The sequence below is a fragment of the Capnocytophaga sp. oral taxon 412 str. F0487 genome (assembly GCF_000271925.1).
GTDB classification, from domain to species: domain Bacteria; phylum Bacteroidota; class Bacteroidia; order Flavobacteriales; family Flavobacteriaceae; genus Capnocytophaga; species Capnocytophaga ochracea.
The window spans coordinates 99,734-120,199 of the sequence record NZ_AJZR01000006.1; the positions used below are offsets into that span (position 1 = coordinate 99,734).

18 protein-coding genes are annotated in these 20,466 nt (G+C 39.6%); 3 read left to right on the plus strand and 15 right to left on the minus strand.

Annotation, left to right across the window (positions count from 1 at the left end):
• Positions 1-15 precede the first annotated feature (15 nt).
• Entirely contained in the window at positions 16-1,821 is a 1,806-nt protein-coding gene (typA, locus tag HMPREF1321_RS01050; protein WP_009420968.1) for a translational GTPase TypA, read from the minus strand.
• Positions 1,822-1,973: 152 nt separating this feature from the next.
• On the opposite strand from typA, the gene HMPREF1321_RS01055 reads away from it, so the two are divergent.
• Entirely contained in the window at positions 1,974-3,230 is a 1,257-nt protein-coding gene (locus HMPREF1321_RS01055) for an ABC transporter permease (RefSeq protein ID WP_009420927.1), read from the plus strand.
• A complete protein-coding gene (locus HMPREF1321_RS01060; protein WP_009420926.1) occupies positions 3,205-3,654 on the plus strand; it encodes an acyl-CoA thioesterase in 450 nt (149 codons plus the stop codon). Before HMPREF1321_RS01055 ends, HMPREF1321_RS01060 begins: the two co-directional genes overlap by 26 nt.
• 79 nt (positions 3,655-3,733) lie before the next feature.
• Here HMPREF1321_RS01060 and HMPREF1321_RS01065 read toward each other — a convergent pair whose 3' ends face one another.
• The 14 genes from HMPREF1321_RS01065 to HMPREF1321_RS01130 form a co-directional block, all read right to left on the minus strand.
• Positions 3,734-4,348 (minus strand): hypothetical protein, encoded by a 615-nt coding sequence (locus HMPREF1321_RS01065; RefSeq protein ID WP_009420470.1) that lies wholly within the window; start codon positions 4,346-4,348, stop codon positions 3,734-3,736.
• Positions 4,349-4,354: 6 nt separating this feature from the next.
• Positions 4,355-5,665 carry a phenylacetate--CoA ligase family protein gene (locus HMPREF1321_RS01070; RefSeq protein ID WP_009421005.1) on the minus strand — a complete coding sequence of 437 codons (1,311 nt, stop codon included), beginning with the start codon at positions 5,663-5,665 and terminating at the stop codon, positions 4,355-4,357.
• Positions 5,666-5,745: 80 nt separating this feature from the next.
• Entirely contained in the window at positions 5,746-7,749 is a 2,004-nt protein-coding gene (locus tag HMPREF1321_RS01075) for a hypothetical protein (RefSeq protein ID WP_009420915.1), read from the minus strand.
• A gap of 89 nt (positions 7,750-7,838) precedes the next feature.
• A complete protein-coding gene (locus HMPREF1321_RS01080; protein ID WP_009420981.1) occupies positions 7,839-9,092 on the minus strand; it encodes an NAD(P)/FAD-dependent oxidoreductase in 1,254 nt (417 codons plus the stop codon).
• Between the two features lie 51 nt (positions 9,093-9,143).
• On the minus strand, positions 9,144-9,500 hold the full coding sequence (locus tag HMPREF1321_RS01085) for a 4Fe-4S binding protein (protein ID WP_002672952.1): 357 nt from the start codon (positions 9,498-9,500) through the stop codon (positions 9,144-9,146).
• Between the two features lie 450 nt (positions 9,501-9,950).
• The gene (gene creD / locus HMPREF1321_RS01090; RefSeq protein WP_009420983.1) at positions 9,951-11,300 is read right to left on the minus strand and encodes a cell envelope integrity protein CreD; all 1,350 of its coding nucleotides are present in this window, start codon (positions 11,298-11,300) and stop codon (positions 9,951-9,953) included.
• Between the two features lie 137 nt (positions 11,301-11,437).
• On the minus strand, positions 11,438-11,740 hold the full coding sequence (locus HMPREF1321_RS01095) for a winged helix-turn-helix domain-containing protein (RefSeq protein ID WP_009420917.1): 303 nt from the start codon (positions 11,738-11,740) through the stop codon (positions 11,438-11,440).
• A 25-nt stretch (positions 11,741-11,765) separates the two neighbouring features.
• Positions 11,766-12,398: a DUF308 domain-containing protein gene (locus HMPREF1321_RS01100; RefSeq protein ID WP_009420989.1), complete on the minus strand. Its 633-nt coding sequence runs from the start codon at positions 12,396-12,398 to the stop codon at positions 11,766-11,768.
• Positions 12,399-12,578: 180 nt separating this feature from the next.
• The gene (locus tag HMPREF1321_RS01105) at positions 12,579-15,506 is read right to left on the minus strand and encodes a M16 family metallopeptidase (protein ID WP_009420935.1); all 2,928 of its coding nucleotides are present in this window, start codon (positions 15,504-15,506) and stop codon (positions 12,579-12,581) included.
• Positions 15,507-15,590: 84 nt separating this feature from the next.
• Positions 15,591-15,926, minus strand: coding sequence for a 2Fe-2S iron-sulfur cluster-binding protein (locus tag HMPREF1321_RS01110; RefSeq protein WP_009421010.1), 336 nt, complete (start codon positions 15,924-15,926; stop codon positions 15,591-15,593).
• Positions 15,927-17,039 (minus strand): RHS repeat protein, encoded by a 1,113-nt coding sequence (locus HMPREF1321_RS01115; protein ID WP_009420946.1) that lies wholly within the window; start codon positions 17,037-17,039, stop codon positions 15,927-15,929.
• Positions 17,040-17,071: 32 nt separating this feature from the next.
• Entirely contained in the window at positions 17,072-17,392 is a 321-nt protein-coding gene (locus HMPREF1321_RS01120) for a hypothetical protein (protein WP_009420993.1), read from the minus strand.
• Complete coding sequence (locus HMPREF1321_RS01125) at positions 17,382-17,633, minus strand: hypothetical protein (protein WP_009420942.1); 252 nt, start codon at positions 17,631-17,633, stop codon at positions 17,382-17,384. Before HMPREF1321_RS01125 ends, HMPREF1321_RS01120 begins: the two co-directional genes overlap by 11 nt.
• Before the next feature lie 65 nt (positions 17,634-17,698).
• Positions 17,699-18,757, minus strand: coding sequence for an NAD(P)/FAD-dependent oxidoreductase (locus HMPREF1321_RS01130; RefSeq protein ID WP_009420920.1), 1,059 nt, complete (start codon positions 18,755-18,757; stop codon positions 17,699-17,701).
• A gap of 773 nt (positions 18,758-19,530) precedes the next feature.
• On the opposite strand from HMPREF1321_RS01130, the gene HMPREF1321_RS01135 reads away from it, so the two are divergent.
• Complete coding sequence (locus HMPREF1321_RS01135; RefSeq protein WP_009421008.1) at positions 19,531-20,466, plus strand: DUF368 domain-containing protein; 936 nt, start codon at positions 19,531-19,533, stop codon at positions 20,464-20,466.

Consider the following 20,466-nt stretch of genomic DNA (forward strand, 5'->3'; position numbering starts at 1 on the left):
ATTAAATATTGAAGATTACTTAAACTCCTTTTCGTGGCGTTTGCGTTCATTCTCATCTAAGTAGATTTTACGTAAGCGCATATTTTTAGGAGTTACTTCTACATACTCATCTTTTTGGATATATTCCAAGGCTTCTTCTAAAGAAAACTTAATAGGCGGTGCCAATTTTACTTTTTCATCAGAGCCCGCAGCACGTACGTTAGTAAGTTTTTTAGTCTTCGTTACATTTACTACTATATCTCCACTACGAGAGTTTTCACCAATTACTTGTCCTGTATAAATATCTTCACCAGGGAAGATAAAGAATTTGCCTCGGTCTTGCAATTTGTCGAGAGAATAAGGAATAGCAGTACCTTGTTCCATAGAAATAAGCGAACCATTAATACGCCCTGCTATTTCACCTTTGAAAGGTTGGAACTCCAAGAAACGGTGATGAATAATAGCTTCACCAGCAGTAGCCGTAAGCAATTGGTTACGCAAACCAATGATACCGCGAGAAGGAATGATAAACTTAATAATCATACGTTCACCTTTAGGTTCCATACTTAGCATTTCGCCCTTGCGAAGGGTAACTAAATCGACTGCTTTACCACTTACATTCTCAGGCAAATCAATAGTAAGTTCTTCTATAGGTTCGCATTTCACTCCATCAATCTCTTTGATGATAACTTGTGGCTGACCGATTTGCAATTCATAACCTTCACGACGCATTGTTTCAATGAGTACTGAAAGGTGCAAAACCCCACGACCATAAACGATAAACTTATCGGCACTATCAGTAGGTTCTACGCGTAAAGCAAGGTTTTTCTCTAATTCACGCTCTAAACGTTCTTTGATATGGCGAGAGGTTACAAACTTCCCGTCTTTACCAAAGAAAGGAGAATCGTTGATAGTGAAGAGCATACTCATAGTAGGTTCATCGATAGCAATAGTAGGAAGTGCTTCGGGTTTTTCGTAATCGGCGATAGTATCACCAATTTCAAAGCCTTCTAAGCCTGCAATCGCACAAATGTCGCCTGCTTGTACTTCTTCTACTTTCTTACGACCTAAACCATCAAAGAGGTGTAGCTCTTTAATTTTAGATTTTACAATAGTTCCGTCGCGTTTTACTAATGAAATATTCATACCCGATTTTAGGGTACCACGGTGCAAACGACCAATAGCAATACGTCCTGTAAAACTAGAATAATCCAATGAAGTAATAAGCATTTGCAAGCTACCTTCTTCTATTTGAGGAGCTGGAATATACTTTACCACCATATCGAGTAGGGGTGCAATACTATCAGTTTTCTTATGCCAATCTTCTGACATCCAATTTTGTTTAGCTGAACCATATACCGTAGGAAAATCTAACTGCCAATCTTCAGCACCGAGTTCAAACATAAGATCGAATACAGCTTCGTGTACCTCATCAGGAGTACAGTTTTCTTTATCAACTTTGTTGATTACCACAATGGGTTTCAACTTCATTTCTATAGCCTTTTGGAGTACAAAACGCGTTTGTGGCATAGGGCCTTCAAAAGCATCGACAAGCAAGAGCACGCCATCGGCCATATTGAGTACACGCTCCACTTCCCCACCAAAGTCGGCGTGGCCAGGTGTATCAATAATGTTTATTTTGATATCTTTATAAACTACTGAAACGTTTTTAGAGAGGATAGTAATTCCTCGTTCGCGTTCGAGGTCGTTATTATCTAATATCAGTTCGCCTGAATCTTGATTTTCGCGGAAGAGAGCGCAGTGGTGTAAAATCTTGTCTACTAAGGTAGTTTTGCCGTGGTCTACGTGGGCAATAATAGCTATATTTCTAATAGCGGTCATAGATATAATTTGTGTTTTAAAAATTTGAGGGTGCAAAAGTACAAAGTAATTAGCAATTTAGCAAATTCGTAAATTGACAGTTATTGCCTTTTCTAATATTATTAGAATGATTTAGTTTTTATTTACTATCTTTGCCCCCTATTCAAACCGTTATGTTTCAATCTATAAAAAAAGAAGCCTTATTGCTGTTGCGCGATGTGGGGGCACTTATCATTCTCTTTGCGATGCCATTGCTATTGGTAGTAACCATTACGCTTTTGCAGGACGGGGCTTTTAAGAATATCAATGAGCAGAAAACAGCCGTTCTGTTAGTGGATAACGATGGCGGTGAAATTGCCGAAAATATCAGTAAGAGTTTAGAAAGAAGTGCTTTCGAAATGGTGAAAACGCTGGACGGAAAATCTATTGATGAAGCTATGGCGCGTGAACAAGTGCTGAAAGGCAACTACCTACTGGCTATTGTAATCCCTGCTGAACTCTCCTCTAGCTTGCAAACTAAAGTGCAACAGAATGTTGAGACGATTATCAGCACTTTTGCAGGCGAGACCGTAACGCCTACTGAAACGGCTTATACTACCAAAGAAATACGCCTTTATTTTGACCCGACTTTGCAGACTTCGTTTAAAGAAAGTGTGAAGAGTGGCATTGACAAATTGCTATACCAAATAGAAAATCAGTATATTTATAAAGCTTTCGAGAGTCAGTTAGAGGAAGGGGTGAGTTTACCAAAAACTGAGGCGTTAGTGAGTTTTAGAGAAATCAATCCTAATACGGCTACTGCTGCTATCCCCAACGCTACCCAGCACAACGTACCCGCGTGGGCTCTCTTTGCTATCTTCTTCATTACCATACCGCTATCGGCGAGTATTGTAAAGGAAAAAACACAAGGCACGGGACTCCGACTCTTCACGAGTCCCCTACCCTACTGGGCATTGCTCACCGCTAAAATCATTGTTTTTCTGATGATTAGCTTACTACAATTCGCTTTGATGGTAGTAATGGGCGTGTTTGTATTTCCTTATTTAGGCTTACCAATGTTAGAAGTGGGAGGTAAACTTTTACTCTTGTTGTTAGTCGCCATAGTCTCAGGGCTTTCGGCTATAGGCTTGGGGGTACTCTTGGGGACTTTAACAAGAACCCAAGAACAATCAGCACCCTTGGGAGCTATCCTCACGGTACTTTTTGCAGCCACTGGAGGCGTGTGGATACCCACCTTTGCAATGCCCCACATTATGCAATTGCTTTCTAATATTTCCCCTATGAACTGGGGATTACAGGCCTTCTACGAGGTATTGCTAAGAGGCGGTTCTGCGAGTAGTTTGCTGCCTAAAATAGCAGCTTTACTGCTCTTTTTCATCACTTGTATTCTTATCTCTATTTATTATGACAAAGCCAAAAGAAACGTATAACCCTGCGAATTTATCTGAGACTCTTACCATTACAGTACGCTTTAGCGAAACCGACCCACTTGGTATTGTGTGGCACGGCAACTACATCAAATATTTTGAAGACGGACGTGAGGCGTTTGGAAGAAAGTACGGTATTTCTTACCTTGATGTAGAGCGCGAAGGCTATGCAACTCCTATTGTGAAGAGTGTATGTGAACACAAGAAGATGGTGCGTTATGGCGAACGTTTGCGCATTGATACTCACTATATTCCCTCCAATGTAGCGAAACTCATCTTTCAGTATTTTATCTACAACGAAGCCAATGAGTTGGTTTGTACGGGAGAAACTGTACAAGTATTTACTTCATTAAAAGATAATAGCTTATCGCTGTATAAACCTAAGTTTTTTGAAGAATGGGAGAAAAAAGTGAAAAGTAACAGGTAATAAGTAACAATACCCTTTGTCAAAGTCTTAGAGACTTTGACAAAGGATATTGAGGTTAAAAGTGTTTTAATTATTATTATTATTTTTTAAGGCGTTTGATGATGAGCTTTCCAAAGGATTTAGCGGTTTTCTCAAAGCCTTCTCCTATACGCAACTCATTACTGTAATTATGTCCTATTTGGTCGCCTGGGGCTTCGATAGAGCGTATTTGGTATAGTACATTTTCTCTGTTATTTGTTTCTACAAAACTGAGTACAGTAGTTACTTTGGCTTTTTGTTTCATTACCCAAGCATCCCATCCTGGATATATCCATTGGGCATCTACAATAAGGGTATAGGCTGCTTGAGGAGCATCTTTTTGAAATGCAATTCCTTTAGATTCAGTAACTGTACGTCTCATCAAATCTAAAAATTTAGGCTCCCAAAAGGTTTCTCTCGCTCCTTCCCATTTCTTCAGCCAATTATCTCCCTCACCTTTATTCCTGTTGTTAAGAAATTGACGACGTTCATCTACGTATTCTCTTTCGGTAACATTGTCTTTCATTAGTCGCAAATTATCGTATTTGAACTCTACATTCACGACTTTTTGATCTTTTAGAAAAGATAAATTACCTCTTTCTTCTTGAAAATCTTGCGCAGTTACAGCTAAGGTAACGCACAAAAATAAGACAGCTAATAGATTTTTTGTCTTCATATATAATTAATTTAATGGTTTGCGTTTGTCTACAAATTTCATCGGTTTACGACTGCCCAACGGATAGAGCTGTTGCTCAATAAGGGCTATATCGCAGAACTCAATCTTAGGAACTACCCTGAGTTTAGCGCGGAAATGATGACTTATCTGCTCACGAAGGGCTTCAGTAGGGTTTTTTGTCCCTATTTTGATGAGAATTTCATCGGTGAGGATATCATTGGTATTGATTTCTATAATGTAATTCTCTATGGCTTCAAACCCCGTAAGCAAATCCATTAGGGCTGGCGGGTAGAGGGTCGTTCCTTTGTATTTAATCATCTGCTGTTTGCGACCCAGTACAGGACTCACTCGTGCCGTATGTCGCCCACACTTACAAGGGGTACTGTGCATCGCTACTATATCGCCTGTTCGAAAACGCAACAATGGCATACCTTCCACTCCCAAAGTAGTGATCGTGAGCTCGCCACTCTCACCATCGGGTACGGAGCGTCCTTCGTCGTCTAATACCTCGGTGATGATGAGCTCAGGGTGGTGATGCCCTCCGTGCTGGTATTCACACTCGGTGAAAGTAGTGCTCATCTCGGTAGAAGCATAAGTAGAGTATAGTTGCAATCCCTGCCATTTTTCAGTAATCTTTTTCGCTAAGAGCGTAGGGCTAAAATCCTGATTACGCAACGCCTCGCCTATACACACTACTCCCTTTACGGAAGAAGCGCGATAGTCGATACCATTCTTTTCGGCATATTCTATCATTTTCAGCACAAAGGAAGGAACGGCAATAAGATATTTAGGTTCGTACAATCGGATAGAATCCCATTGCAATTCGGGTATTCCTGCCCCTACCCTAATGATGCTCGCTCCCATTTGGCGTATGCCTAAGAAATAAGCTAAGCCTGCCATAAAACGACGGTCGATAGTGGTCATCAGTTGGACTACATCGCCTTTTTGAATGCCTGCACAAGCCAATGAGATAGCTTCGTTGTACGCCAAACGGTCTAAATCCTTATCGGTGAGACCGAAAGTAACGGGCGTTCCCATAGTGCCTGAGGTAGAAGCATAGTCAACAATAGCACTTTTAGGTACGCAGAGAAAAGCATCGTTTTCGCGTTGCAAATCGTCTTTATGGGTTGTGGGTATTTTTTGTAAATCGGCAAGGGTGCGGATATCTTCTATACGGATATGGTGCTTGCGGAAGAGATTTTGATAAAAAACCGATTTTTCATTGAGATATTGCAATAGCTCTCGCAGTTTTTCTTCTTGAAAAGCGATAATCTCGGCTTCCGATTGGGTTTCTATGGTTGGAATAAGTGCACTCATTATTTTTGTTAATAAAACTTTGCCAAAGATTCTAATGCCCGTGTGGCTCGCTCCTTTGGCAAAGTTGTATGTAAATTTCCTTATTTAAAAAGTCGTTTTAAGGAGTTTAAGAATCCTTTTTCTACCACATCAATACCGATACCGAAGTTACTATCAGCCATAGTGTGATAATCTTCGCGAATAGGCTCCAATTTATCTAATGGCAACTCAATATTCGTGAGTGGATTGTACTCCACAATCACCTTACCAGAGTTTTTAGTGATAAACTTCTGGGTTTTATGGGTGAAATACTCATTTTCGATATCACACTCTTGTACGGTATATTTTTCCTTAGTATCGATATTTTCATCAGTTTTGAGTTCTATTTCGTAACGCTCGCTATCGAAGTTGTGCCAGAAGCTCGCATCGCTGTGCTGGTGCTCACGAATACTATTTTTCAAAACACTACCATCGTAGTACATCAAGAAACGACGACCTTCATTGTCTATAAAATAAGGCTGTTCAATAGTTGCTTCGTACTTCACTACAAATTCATTTTCCACCTTATCGTCCTTCACTATTTGCAAGGTAGCATCTTTGAAAATCTCGCGGAAATCTTTGCCTTTGCGGTCGTTTACATAGTTGAGTGCATAGAACAAGGAGTTGTTCCAGCTGTCCAAACGTTCATTTTTGTTGCTCGACTTGAAGTAAGCTCGCATAGAGTTTGCACGATTGTAACGATAAGTAGTAAGCAGTTGTATTTTGCCCGTATTGCCTTTGGCTTCTAAGGTAATGTGCTCATCTATACAAAAATTGTCGAAATAGGTAGGTTTACGTACTTGTAGCTCTTGGTTAGGCAAGATTTCCATAAAGTGACAAAAAGAAATCACTGCGCGTTTCTCCAATTTACCAAACTCATTACGAGCAGTTGCATCTACAAAGTACTCTTTATCTTCGTAATTGATTTTCACCACTACGTGATTGAACGAAAGCAACGAAGGGAGATAGAATTGCAAGTAATAATCAGAATTGTAGTTCACCAATATCACTGAAGCCTCTACACCGAGATAGTTGAGGATAGATTTCAACAATACGCATTTCGCTTTACAATCTCCTTGCTTATTTTGGTAAGTAAGTGCAGGTGCTTGTGGTTTGTGTCCATTCATCTCATCGGCGTTGTACACGTAGTAGATGTTGTTTTGCACGAACTCTATGGCATATTGCAATTTCTCGTCGAGGGTAGCCATACCGTTGAGTTTTTCGACCAAATCGGGGGCGAAATCAGCGGGCTGTGCTTTGAACACTTCTTCGTAAAGCGGATAGATATAGTTAGAAAGTTCTTTCCAAGTACTATCAGTAGCAAAGTCTATAAAAGGGAAGATTTCGCGGTTAGGGTCTACTGGGTTGATGTAGTTTTCTTGTACTATCTCAAATGCTTCTCCTTGTGCTAAGTATTTCACCTGACTTGGGATTACGTTGCCTTGCTCGTCGCGGAAAAACACATCTTTATAAGCCACACGTTTGTCGCGATTATTGATGAGTTTGAAATGGTATTTACCGTACGCCCAGTAAGTATCGGGGGTTACATATACGTATTTCATAAAGTCCCGACGCAAGAACTCTTTCTCAGTAAATACCTTTTCTTTGGTGTCTTCCAAAATAAGGATATCGTCTAAGTGAAGGTCTTTGATGGAGAAGTTCAGTTTTTTAGAACTGCTGATAATACCACGACCGCTTTGTCCTTCGTTGTCCAATACTTTTATAGTAGTATCAGCTGTTTTGTCAATCAGCTGACCGTTGCGATACACACTGATGCGGTGTATACTGAAATACTCATTTTCTTCGAGTATCATATCGTACATCGAAGCGCGTTCCAAGTTTTCGGGTTGGGTAAGCGTATAAGCCATCAACGTATAGTCAGAAGTACTATTATCGTCTATTTTGCTGTATTTATGTAAGAAATAGCAGTAGTCACGTCCCTCGTCGGTTTGCTCTCGAGAGAAATCAGTCTCTACTAAAAGTTTTTCCATTTCACTATCTGAAAGGGAATTTGTCCAATCTCCCGCTTCTACAAAGCGGTACAATTCTTTTTCTTCTGTTTGCACTTTTTTAGTTTAAAGTTTAAAATTAAGAGTTATCAGAGTATTTAAGTGGGCACAAAGGTACTACTTTTTTATCGTTCAGCCAAAAAAGTTTATGCCTCCTTCATTCCCAAACCGTTATCAATGGCATATGCCATATTTTCAATGATATGCTTGTGTTTGGTTACAAACGGATTGGTAGTATCCCACACGTAACCCGCGAGTACCGAACATATCTTCTTCTTCACCTCTTCATTTCCTGGCTGATGAAAGAAGAGCGTTTGTAAATTGCCTGTATACCATTCTCTTACATAAGAAGTAAACACGTCTATACCACGTTGCATATACTCGGCGTATTCCTTTTGCCAATCTACTTTTTCACCCGCAAGTTCGCGTTTTACCAATTTAGCCGCCAACATCCCCGATTCGGTAGCAAAAGCCACTCCTGAGGAGAATACAGGGTCTAAGAACTCGGTGCTGTTACCGGTGAGTACAAAGCCATTGCCAAAGAGTTTTTTCACCGAGCAAGAATAACTTTGTATCTTATTGGGCTTGAACAGAAAATCCGAATGTTCAAAGCGTGCTCGGTAGAAGTCAGAACGTTTAATTGCTTTGCGAAGTGCTTCTTCGGTATCTCCCGAAGCCGACAAAGCGTTGATATAGTGCGTAGGTCCTACAATGCCCACGCTAGTATTGCCGTTAGAGAACGGAATTACCCATAGCCATACTTCACGCTCCAATACATCAAATGAAATAAGCGTACCTTCTTCACCCGCAGGACGTACCTTATCCTCTTTGATATGAGTAAAAATAGACGAGTGGTCGTCTAACTTCGAAGGCGAATTGAGGTCTAACAAGCGAGGCAACACACGCCCATAACCACTGGCATCAATTACAAATTTAGAAGTAATTTCGCTCACCTCGCCATTAGCGTCTTTCACCGTAGTGACCTGATGATCGGGGAAGAATTGCACATCGGTAACTTCGGTTTCAAAAGTGAGATTTACCCCTTTTCGAATGACCTCTTGTGCTAAAACATTATCGAAATCGGCACGAGGCACTTGCCACGTCCAATCCCAACCTTTGCCGTATTTTTTACCAAAATCAAACTGACACACTTGTTCGCCACGAATAAAACGGGCACCCCATTTTACTTCGTATTTTTGGGCTTCTAAGGCTGGCATAAAACCCGCTTCCTCAAAATGATCCATCACACGCGGAATAAGGCTCTCACCTACCACCAAGCGCGGGAATTTTGTTTTCTCTACCACGCGCACCTTCACACCGTTGTTGTGCAAATAGGCTGCTGATACACAACCCGAAGGACCCGCGCCAATTACCAATACATCTGTTACTTCTTTTTTCATAGATACTCTTTTTTAAAAGTATGGGGACAAATATACTACTTTTTTGTAAAACTACGCTTCTTCGTCGTGAATAAAGCGTTTTTTAGCCAAAAGTTCTTCTTCTGTTTCTTGGTAGGCATCATCGGGCACACAGCAATCCACAGGACATACAGCAGCACATTGGGGTTCATCGTGAAAACCAATGCATTCAGTACACTTGTCTGCCACGATAAAGTAAATATCATCACTGATAGCTTTCTGGGGCTCGTCCGCGTCTACTTCCAATCCGCTCGGTAATACCACACGTCCCTTTAAGGTTGTACCATCGCTATAACGCCAATCGTCAGCACCTTCATAAATAGCATTGTTAGGACATTCGGGTTCGCAAGCCCCGCAATTGATACAGTCGTCAGTTATTATTATAGCCACTTGAGTTTTATGTTTTTAGTTATGAATTATCAGTTAAAAAGGGTGCAAAGATAATACTTTTATTTCTATTATTCAACAACTACCCATAATCACCTTCTACAAACTCCACTTTTCCTACTATTTTGCAAGTCTTATCCTTCATCATTTCTCCACCTTTCCTTCGTTCATTGTTCGTTTATTGTTCGTCTTTTGTTCGTTCATTGTTCGTCTTTTGTTTATATGCCTGTGTGGCTCGCACCGTCTTTTCTCTATCTGCCTGTCGTGCTACGACTGCCTGTGCGGCTCGCACCTGTCCGTGTGGCTCACACCGTCATTGACTTGGTATTATTGGCATTTTTAGCATTATTGGTATTAAAAAAGACTGCCAGATATTCTCTAACAGTCCTTTTTACCTTTTACCTTTTACCTTTTATCTTTTATCTTTTACCTTTTATCTTTTACCTAATTTACCTATTTACCTGAATCCGACCATTCCACCTTCCGCGACACGTACATCACAATAGCCAAAATGGTAAATAAACCTATACTTCCCACTAATAAAGCATAACTTTCCAGCTGAATAATCACGTAAATAAAACCGTAGAGTGCTGCTAATGAAAGTCCTATAAAAGTAGGGAACTTCTTGTTTTTCAGTATAGAAACCGAATACAAACTGATAAGTCCTACCGTCATTACCGATGATATAAAGTAAGCAAACGAGAAGCTACTGTGTTCTGTAATCGATATGAGCAAAGTATAGAACAACACCAATGCTAAGCCTATCATTGAGTATTGGAAGATGTGAATCTTTATCTTGCTAATGCTTTGTATCAAGAAGAATATCAAGAAAGTGAGGAATATCACCAAATAACCGTATTTAGTAGCGCGTTCATTCTGCTGATATTGGTCTACGGGAATGATAAAATCTACATCGTAAGTGTATTGCGAAATGTTCGGCAAACTCCCAAACGATTGTTGTGCAAACGGACGGTTGATGTGCAATACCTTCCACGAAGCGTTAAACCCATTGCCGTTTATCTGTTTGGTGTAAGGCAAAAAGCTACCTGTAAAGCTAGGGTTAGCCCAGTTAGAGGTAAGGGTACTCTCGGTAGTCTTCCCTATGGGTACAATGGCTATTTTCTTACTACCGTCGTACTGCACCGTAAAACTAAACGAAGGGTTAGCCAAAAATTCTTGATAATTAATAAATCCTGTTTCAAGCGATGCTACTTCATTAGCCTTACTATCATTCTCATAGTAATAATCCTCGTTGTCTTTTTGCTCATAGATAGGTTCAAAAGCGTAATTCTTGCCACCTAATTGAATGCTTACCCCATTCTTAATACTTGCGAGGTTAGTAGTGCGAATGAGAATCGTAGCCTTATCCCAACTGATATCTTCGTTAGGAATTCCTTTAGTCGCAAAATTAGGAGCCACATAACTACCCGTAAAGTCCATAGACGCATTAAACACTACTGATTCGTAGTTGTTGCGCTTCTTCACCTCAGTCTTTACATTCGAAGTATTTTTCAGTTCCTCGGGGAAGAAATAAGCGTACTGTGTCTCAAAAGCGTTTTTATTCTTGTCGCTGTACACTTTGTAAGGAATTTTGAGGATAGGTCCATAGAAAAAGACCTCGCGCCCCCACTTGCTATCAATCTCATTGATAACCTCCTGCTGACGTTCTTTGCGCTCTCTCACTAAGTTTTGCACTAATAAGAGCGGAATGAGCAATACCAAAGTAAGTGCCCCAATAAGCACCAAACGAAAAGTGTTTGATTGCCATACATTAGATGTTGTTGATGGTTTTTCTGGATACATAATATTTGAATTTACAATTAATAATTCACACTAAAGCACTTTGCGTTTCAAAGTGTATCTATAAAAAAGAAAGGAGTTAATGTTTCTCCTTTACGGATTGTCCCCTTCGGGGGTTCGGGGGCAAATCGACAAATCTGCTAATTTCCTAATTTCCCAATAATCTTCTCGAGTGCATTCAAATGTTCTTGAAAAGCCTCTTTTCCCTTTTCAGTTACCTTATAACTCGTATTCGTCTTCCTTCCCACAAACGATTTTTCAATAGTGATATACTCTTCAGCTTCCAAGGCACGGGTATGGCTTGCCAGATTGCCGTCGGTTACCCCTAAGAGTTCTTTCAGGGTATTAAAGTCGACACTGTCATTCACCATCAACACCGACATTATGGCTAAGCGAATGCGGTGGTCAAAAGCCTTGTTAATATGTGCTAAAAAAGTCTTCAATTTTCTTTATCCGTCCCGACTTATGTCACTGTTGGTCTTTTCCTTTATTGCGTTCGTATTTAAAGTGCATTACGCCACCATAGAGAATATGGCACACACCAAAGCCCAATGTCCAAAACAAGAGTCCGCAACCAGGGAAATATACCGCTAACAAGCCTAACACAATCTCGGTAATTCCCAAATAATGTACATCTCCAAAGGTGTATTTGCTCACATTCACACACGCCAATCCGTAAAAAATAAGCGTCATTGGCGCAAGCAGTCCGTAGTACCCATTTTTGATGAGCAATACACTGAGTAGCCCACCCGTAAGTAGCGGAATAGCAAAGTTATACAAAGCCCTTTTGGCGGTAGCATTCACAAGGCTTTCTCCATTGCGCTTCGCCTTACGCGCCGAAAACAAGTAAGCTGTCACCAATGAGGCTACAAGCACCGCTAATGCAATTGCCATAATAGCTTTAAAGGTACGACTTTCTATAAGCACATAAGGATAATAGATGTAATGATGTTCCAACAACATATATACCCCTGCTGCACCTATCAGGGCATACACACCTGCCAATACCCCCGAAAGTCCGCTAAGCGAAAGAAAAAGGGTAGACTTACGCATCATCTGGCGTATCTCGTGTAGGTCGTTTAAGTATTTATTCTCTTCCATAATGAAGTACTTTGTGGCGCAAAGTAATGGATAATAATAATAACTACCAAATATTTTTATCACAAATCTTTAAAATATTTTAGATGAGTATTGTAAATGAGTTTTTTATATATAAATAATCAGTGTTAAAGTCGTGCGACTTTAACACTGATTATGAGAAATAAAAAATAATTTCTTATTCTAATATCCGAAGAGTTCTTCTAATGAGAGTTTCTTAAAGTCTCCTATTTTTTGGAGGGCATCTTTTGAGAGTTTCTTTTCTGAAGCTAAAATCACATAAGTATAAGGTTTTTTAGAGAGGTATTTGTCGTGGAAAGCTTTGATGTCTTTCATTGTAATACCATCTACATTTTGATATACTTGCTTGCGTATATCGTCTTTAAGACCCAATTCTTGTGCGGCTAAATAGCTATAAATAATACCGTCTTGTGTAATGCGCTCGGTTTCTATTTCTTGCTTGATTTGTAGTTTAGCTAATTGGAGATTAGCAGGCAATTCAGGCATTGTATTGAGCAGTTCATTCATTGCTTCAACGGCTTCTTTAAACTTATCAGCTTGTGAACCTACATAGGCAAGCATATAGTATTTATCAGCTTTCTTTCTTGGGGAAGCGTAGAAACCATAAGTGCTATATGCCAAAGCTTTACTTTCGCGAATGGTTTGGAATACCAAAGAACCCATACCCCCACCGAAGTAGTTGTTGAACGCACTAATTACAGTGCTTTCAGCTGGATTGAAAGGAACGGTATTGCGTATCCAACGGGTTTCAGCTTGTACCATTTCATAATCGGCAAAGAGTACTTGGTTTTTAGTTTGCTCTACTTGTTTAAACTCTTTTTTAGGAGCTACCTTGGCAAACTTAGCAGGCACTTTATGTAAAGTTTTTAGTTTATTAGTAAGTTCTGAAAGGGTAGCAGGTCCATAATAAATAACTGTTTGCTCTACATTGTTTAGGTTTTTGAGTTTATCTACTAACTCTTTCCCTGTAATAGCCTCAATTTCGGCATCAGAGAAGGTGTAGTTATATTTGTTTTTAGCCCCATACATTGCATAGTTTGTTAAGGCTTGCATAATAGCATTTCTATTAGCTTTGGCATCTATACGCGATTTAACTACACGCGCTTTCAAGGCTTTAAGCGCTTCTTCATCTACTTTAATATTGGCAATAAAGTCTTCGTAAAGTTTCACAGCTGCTTCAAAGTTTTCTTGTAAACCTTCTATATTTACAGTAGTGTACTCGTCACTGTTTGAAATTCTAAAGCTTGAAGCTATTTTATAGAATTCTTTGGTAAGCTGTTCAGCTGATTTTTTATCAGTACCCAAAAACTGACTATAATTAGCAGCCATTGCCAATTTCAAATCATTAAGAGTACCTACTTTATAACGGAAAGTAAGACGATACAATTCATTGTCTTTGTTTTGCACGTAAAGTATTTCTGCTTTGCCTAATTTTCCTTTTTGTAGGTCTTTATTATAATCTAAGAAAACAGGCTTTACAGGAGTACTTGGCATCTCGTTCACCATTTTCACAAAAGCTGATTGTTTATCAGCATTGGTTTCAACGGGAGTAATAGCCGGTTTTTCAATCTTCTCTACATTAGGGCGAGTTCCTTTCTCTTTATACACAGCTACGTAGTTATTGCCGAGGTATTTATTGGCAAAAGCTACGATATCAGCTTTGGTGAGTTTAGAAAGGTTGTTCACATACGCTACTTGGTCTTTCCAGTCTAAGTTATCAGTAAAAGCTGACATTAGCATATTAGCGCGGTTGCCATAAGACTCAGTCGCTTGAATGGTTTGCTTTTTCAAGTTGTTGATGATAGAAGGAATAAGGTCATCATCAAAGTTACCTTTTTTGAGGTTTTCTATTTCCCCCAACATAAGGTCTTTTACTTGTTCTAACGACTGCCCTTGTAGAGGTTTTCCAGAAAGGTATAATACACCATAGTCTATAAGCGTATAAGCAAAGGCACTTGCCCCAAGGAGTTTTTGTTTTTTTACAAGGTTCAAGTCAATAAGACCTGCTTTACCATTAGTAAGAATTTCCCCTACTAAATCGGCTAAGAGAGCATCTTTATCTTGGTTACCAGGCAAGCGGAATGCCATCGAAACGCTTTCGGCATCGGGTCCTACTACCTTCTTAATGATAGGTGCTGTAATAGGAGCTTCTTTCTCAAAATTATATTGAGGCACTGCTTTGGGTTGCATATAGCTAAATGCCTTATCAATTTGAGCGATAACAGTATCGGGGTTGAAATCTCCTGCCAATATTACAGCCATATTGTTGGGCACGTAATAGGTATGGAAGTATTTGCGAATTTCTTTCAGTGAAGGATTTTTCAAATGCTCTACTGTACCGATAGTAGTTTGCAAGCCATAATTGTGCTTCTTGAATAGCTCAGAGAAGAGAGTTTCAAACACCTCGCTATTATCGCTATCCAAAGAGCGGTTTTTCTCTTCGTATACAGCTTCCAATTCAGTATGGAAGATACGAAGTACAGGGTTGCGGAAGCGTTCAGCTTGTACAGTAATGTACTTGTTGATAGCATTAGCAGGCACATCGTCAGTATACACTGTTTTTTCAAACGAAGTAAAAGCATTGGTACCTTGTGCACCCATAGCAGTCATCATCTTATCGTACTCATTGGCGATAGCATACTTACTAGCTACTCCTGAAACCGAATCTATCAGTTTATAGATAGCTTTGCGTTTAGCAGGGTCTTTGGTGTGATTGTACTCTTCGTAGAGGGCGTCGATTTTGTCGAGTTCTACTTTTTCCTTAGCCCAATCAAGTGAACCGTATTTATCAGTTCCCTTAAAGAGTAAATGCTCTAAATAATGTGCAAGCCCTGTATTAGTTGCAGGGTCGGTTTTACTACCTGCTTTCACAGCTACATAGCACTGAATGCGAGGTTCTTTATTCGTAGGACTCAAAATAACTGTAAGTCCGTTTTTCAAGGTATAAAACCTTGCATTGGTGGGGTCGTGTGTTACATATTTATAAGTGTAACCGCCTCCTTGAGCTTCTTTCCACTCATAGTTTTGAGCGGAAGCACCGAATGTTATAGCTACTGTGAAGAGCCATAAGAATAGATTCCTTTTTAACATATTTGGCGAATTAATATTTAAACAGTGCAAAAGTAGTAATTTAATGCTCAACTCCAAAATACTTCTCGATATTTTTTATCTTTCTTATGCAAATGGTGCTAATACCACTTCCAAACCATCTATTTCAGGTGTAATCGGAATTTGGCAACCTAATCTACTATTAGGCTTCACGTAAAAAGCCTCCGAAAGCATTGCTTCTTCTTCTGCTGACATCTCAGGAAGCGACACCTCTTCTGCATTCTGAATATAGCACTGGCAAGAGGCGCACATTGCCATACCACCACAGATGCCTATCTCGCCATCTTGGGCAATTTCATAAGCACGCATTACCTCCATAAGGTTCATATTCATATCAGTAGGGGCTTCTATTTCGTATAGAAGCCCCTCGCGATCGGTTATTTTAAGATGTATCTCGTTCATTTATTTTGCGGGGAAGTACTCTATTCTGCGAACGCGAGCACAAACGGGCTTGTCGTTCTCAAACATTATAATCTGTGTCCAGTTACCCATTTTATCAAAAGTATAACGGTATTTATAATTGAAATCAGGAGTAGTATAAGCAGTAAGCAAGTTGTGCTCATCATACACTTTGGTCGAGGCTACCCCTTTCCGTGTTTTAATAATCTGCGTCTCTCCAAATTTGTTAAACATATAATTCGTCTCTACGTAAAAGTTAGGGTCATCATTAGCCGTACAAATGGTCTGTATGAGTTGCCCTGCTTTGTTGTATTTGTGCTGGCATACGGTCTCTTGTCCTGCTTGGTTAATATACGTCGCTTTGGTTAAATTCTTATCCTTGTCGTATTGGTTCTCTGTTTTTAAAAACACATTCTTGTTGAGCACTTTTTCCTCTGTCTCGCTCACCTTGTTCATATTGTTGTATTTATACGACTTCTCTTTGGTGTACTCCGGACGTATTTTCTGTTCCAATACAAGGTTCTTCTGCTCATATCGTTGAATATCTTTCTCCAATGCCGATACACTAGCTACCTTATTCTTCTCAATGCAGTTACCTAAATCGTCGTATTTATACGTGATAGTGATAAGCCACTCATTGGTCACCCCATCATTCTCATCAATCTTTACCAACTGATTCTTCTCATTGTAAAAATACTGTCGGTTCACCGTCAGTTCTCCGTCTCCCAAGGTAAACACCGACTGACTTTTATTAATTTTTCCCTTCTTGTCATAAAAGAAGCGCATTCCTCCAAAAGGTCGATTTTCGGCATTATAGGTTTTAATTTCAAGATTGCGCCCTCCGTTGTCAAACAGATAAGATATATTAGTTTTAGAATACTTCTTTTCGTCTTTTTCTACCTTCCATTCTTCGGAATAAGGAAAAACATTATAAGTGTTCCCATCAAAGGTTTTAGTGCCTTTCGGACTCGCTTCCAGAAGAAATGAATAATCCTCTACTTTCTTTACTTTCCCTTTCAGTTGCAGGGATTTACTACCCAAAGTATCTATCTGCGCGTGTAGCGAAACACCACCTGCCAATAAGACACTTGCTAATAGTACGTTTATGTTCTTCATTTTATATTTAGTTATTAGTATTTTAGAAGTAATTATTCCGAATAGTATTCTTGAACGATTTCCTTTACGATATCCATATCCACTGTATCATATTCACTTTTGTCATCTCCCTCGTTTACATTCACGAGAACTTCGTGGGTGATAACACGCCCTCCTCCTCTTTTCCCCTTATTTTTAGAAGCTATTTCAAGACGTATCTTCTTATATCCTTCTCCTAAATCTGTTCCTAAAAAAGGATTTATCTCTATCTCTGCTTTAAGATTTTCTATATCTTTCTTCAGACTCTTATACTTTTTGCTCAACCTTTTAAGTTCTCTATCAAAAGTAGCAACTGATAAAAATTTACAATTCATTGAGGACTTCATCTAAATCACGCGCTTTCATTTTTCCCCCTCTCACCGCTTTCACTTCTTTCATTCCTTGCAAAAGCATCTTCTTGAATTTTTGTTCTTTAGGTGTGAGCGAACGTTTAGTTTTAGGCAACGCATCATCATCCTTTGTTTCTGTATACTGTACAAAACTAAGTTTTTTAGCATATTCCACAAAAGCCAATGCTGAAGCACTCGTCTCATTAATAGTTAGTGTTATGGGCATATCCTTTTATTTAATCATTAGTTTTTTTATTTCTTTTACCTTTTACCTCTTATCTCTTACCTCACCTAAATCGCTTTCACCACTGCCTTTTCAGCCTCTTTGCGAGACCCGTCAAAACCGTCTATACCCACTACCGTAGTGTATTTTAACACGTATTTTTTATTAGGGTAAATGCGGTTGTACACACTTTGGCACATTAAGGTCGCTTCGTGAAAGCCACAAAGTATTAGTTTCAGTTTCCCTGGGTAAGTATTCACGTCGCCTATGGCGTATACTCCCTCTATACAAGTTTGATAGTCTAAGGCATTGTTCACCTTCACAGCATTTCTTTCAATCTCCACGCCCCACGTAGCAATAGGTCCTAATTTAGGAGTAAGTCCAAACAAAGGTATAAAAGCATCAGCTACAAGAGTTTCTCTTTCACCCCCTTCCTGCTCCAATACTACCGATTCCAAATGCTTTTCTCCACCTAGTCCCACTACCTCATAAGGCGTTTTTAAGTTGATTTTCCCCGCCTCTTTGAGGGCTCTCACTTTTTCAACCGAATCCAATGCCCCGCGAAACTCATTACGTCGGTGCACTAAGGTAACCGAAGCCGTTGCTACTTTCTCGGCTAAGTAAATACTCCAATCGAGTGCTGAGTCGCCTCCTCCGGCTATCACCACGTGTTTGCCTGCGTAACTCTCGGGGTGTTTCACAAAGTAAGCCACTCCTCTATCTTCGTATTGTTCAAGGTTCGGCAGTTCAGGCTTGCGAGGTTCAAAAGTACCTAATCCTCCTGCAATAGCTACAGCTTTCCCTTTTATTTGGGTGCCTTTATCAGTAGTAACCACAAAAGTATCATCATCATTTTTAGTAAGAGTCATCGCTGTTTCACCAAGCGTAAATTCAGGCTGAAACTGCTTGATTTGCTCCATTAAATTATCCACTAATTCCGAAGCCCCTACACTCGGGTATCCTGGTATATCAAAAATAGGCTTCTTGGGGTACAACTCAGTAAGCTGACCGCCCACCTGAGGCAACGTGTCTATCAAATGACATTTTAAACTAAGCAATCCTGCCTCAAACACAGCAAACAATCCCGTAGGTCCCGCCCCTATAATAATGATATCCGTTTCTTTCATTCATTGTTATTTTGGGTGCAAAATTACTAAAAAAAAACTGAAAAGCAAAAAGCAAAACAGCAAAATAAGTATATTTCCCGTATTTCTATTCACCAAAATACCTATTGATTACCAGCATCTTCTTAATACACCTTTTGCATACTATCCCATAAGGTTCATCTTTTATCCCTCTGTCCGTACATTGTTCGTCTTTTCATTATATGCCTGTCGTGCTACGACTGCCCGTGCAGCTCGCACCTACCTGTGTGCTCATACTGTCTTACCTTTGTTTTTGAGTCGCTACACTCTCTTTTCACAGTATGGACTTTACCAAAGTTTCAGACTTTACCAAAGCTGAAAGCTCCCAATAGTCTCTTTCTTACCTCCATTATATCCTTAATTTAAATTTGTCTTTTGTTCGTTCATTGTTCGTCTTTCCTTCATCTTTTGTTCATCTGCCTGTGCGGCTCGCACCGTCATTTGTTCGTCATTTGTTCGTCATTTGTTCGTCTTTTATTCGTCTTTTGTTCGTTGTAGACCCACTGTAGACCCACTGTAGACCCACTGTAGACCCACTCATCGTCCGTTTATCCTATAAGCTTCTTATAAGCTTTATATAATCCTCTTCCAATTTCTCCATTAACCATTAACCACTAACCATTAATCATTAACCATTAACCTTGCTTCCAAAGTGAATAACAAAGATTTTTAAACTTCTATCTTTTTGGTCAATGAATATTATTTTATTACTTTTGCACCCGTTAAGTTCAATATTGAAACAGAAACCGTTCTTTATGAAACGTACATTTTTAGATTACTTTTTTATCACCCTCAAAGGGCTCGCTATGGGTGCTGCCGATGTAGTACCAGGAGTCTCAGGGGGAACTATTGCCTTTATTTCGGGTATTTATGAGGAGTTAGTCGATTCTATCAGCAAAGTAAACTTACAAGCCTTCAAACTCCTTTTTACAAAAGGGTTAGTTGCTTTCTGGAAACACATTAATGGGAACTTCTTTGTAGCTCTCTTTGTAGGGATAGGTATCAGTATCCTCTCACTTGCCAAAGGTATGAAATGGCTGTTAGAAAATCACCCCATAATAGTATGGTCTTTCTTCTTCGGACTAATGATTGCAAGTGTCTTTTTCCTAACAAAAGAAATAAAACGTTGGAATCTCGCCGCTGTCTTAACTATGATAGTTGGAGGGATTGTTGCTTATATTATCACTGTTATTCCTCCTTTGGTAAATGGCAGTAACCAAAGTATTATCTTTATCTTTTTCTGTGGTGCCTTAGCCATTTGCGCTATGATACTCCCAGGTATATCAGGAGCTTTTGTATTGGTACTTCTGGGGGCTTACCACACTGTTTTAGATGCGCTTAGTTCTTGGAATTTTAAAGTGATTGGCGTTTTTGCTATTGGGGCTATCACAGGGATTCTTAGCTTTTCAAAAGCCTTAAAATGGTTATTTGCTAAATTCCGAAACCTTACCTTTGCAGGACTCACAGGCTTTATTATTGGGTCACTAAACAAAGTATGGCCTTGGAAAGAAACTCTCGAAACAGACCCTACTAATGGCAGTGTGATATGGGAAAAAAGCATATCGCCTTGGGCTTTCAAAACAATCACCAATACCAATCCGCAAATCCTAACCGCTATCTTATTGGCTATTATCGGTTTCTGTGTGATTTACTCTATTGAAAAGTTAGGCGCAAAACGCACTCAAAATTAA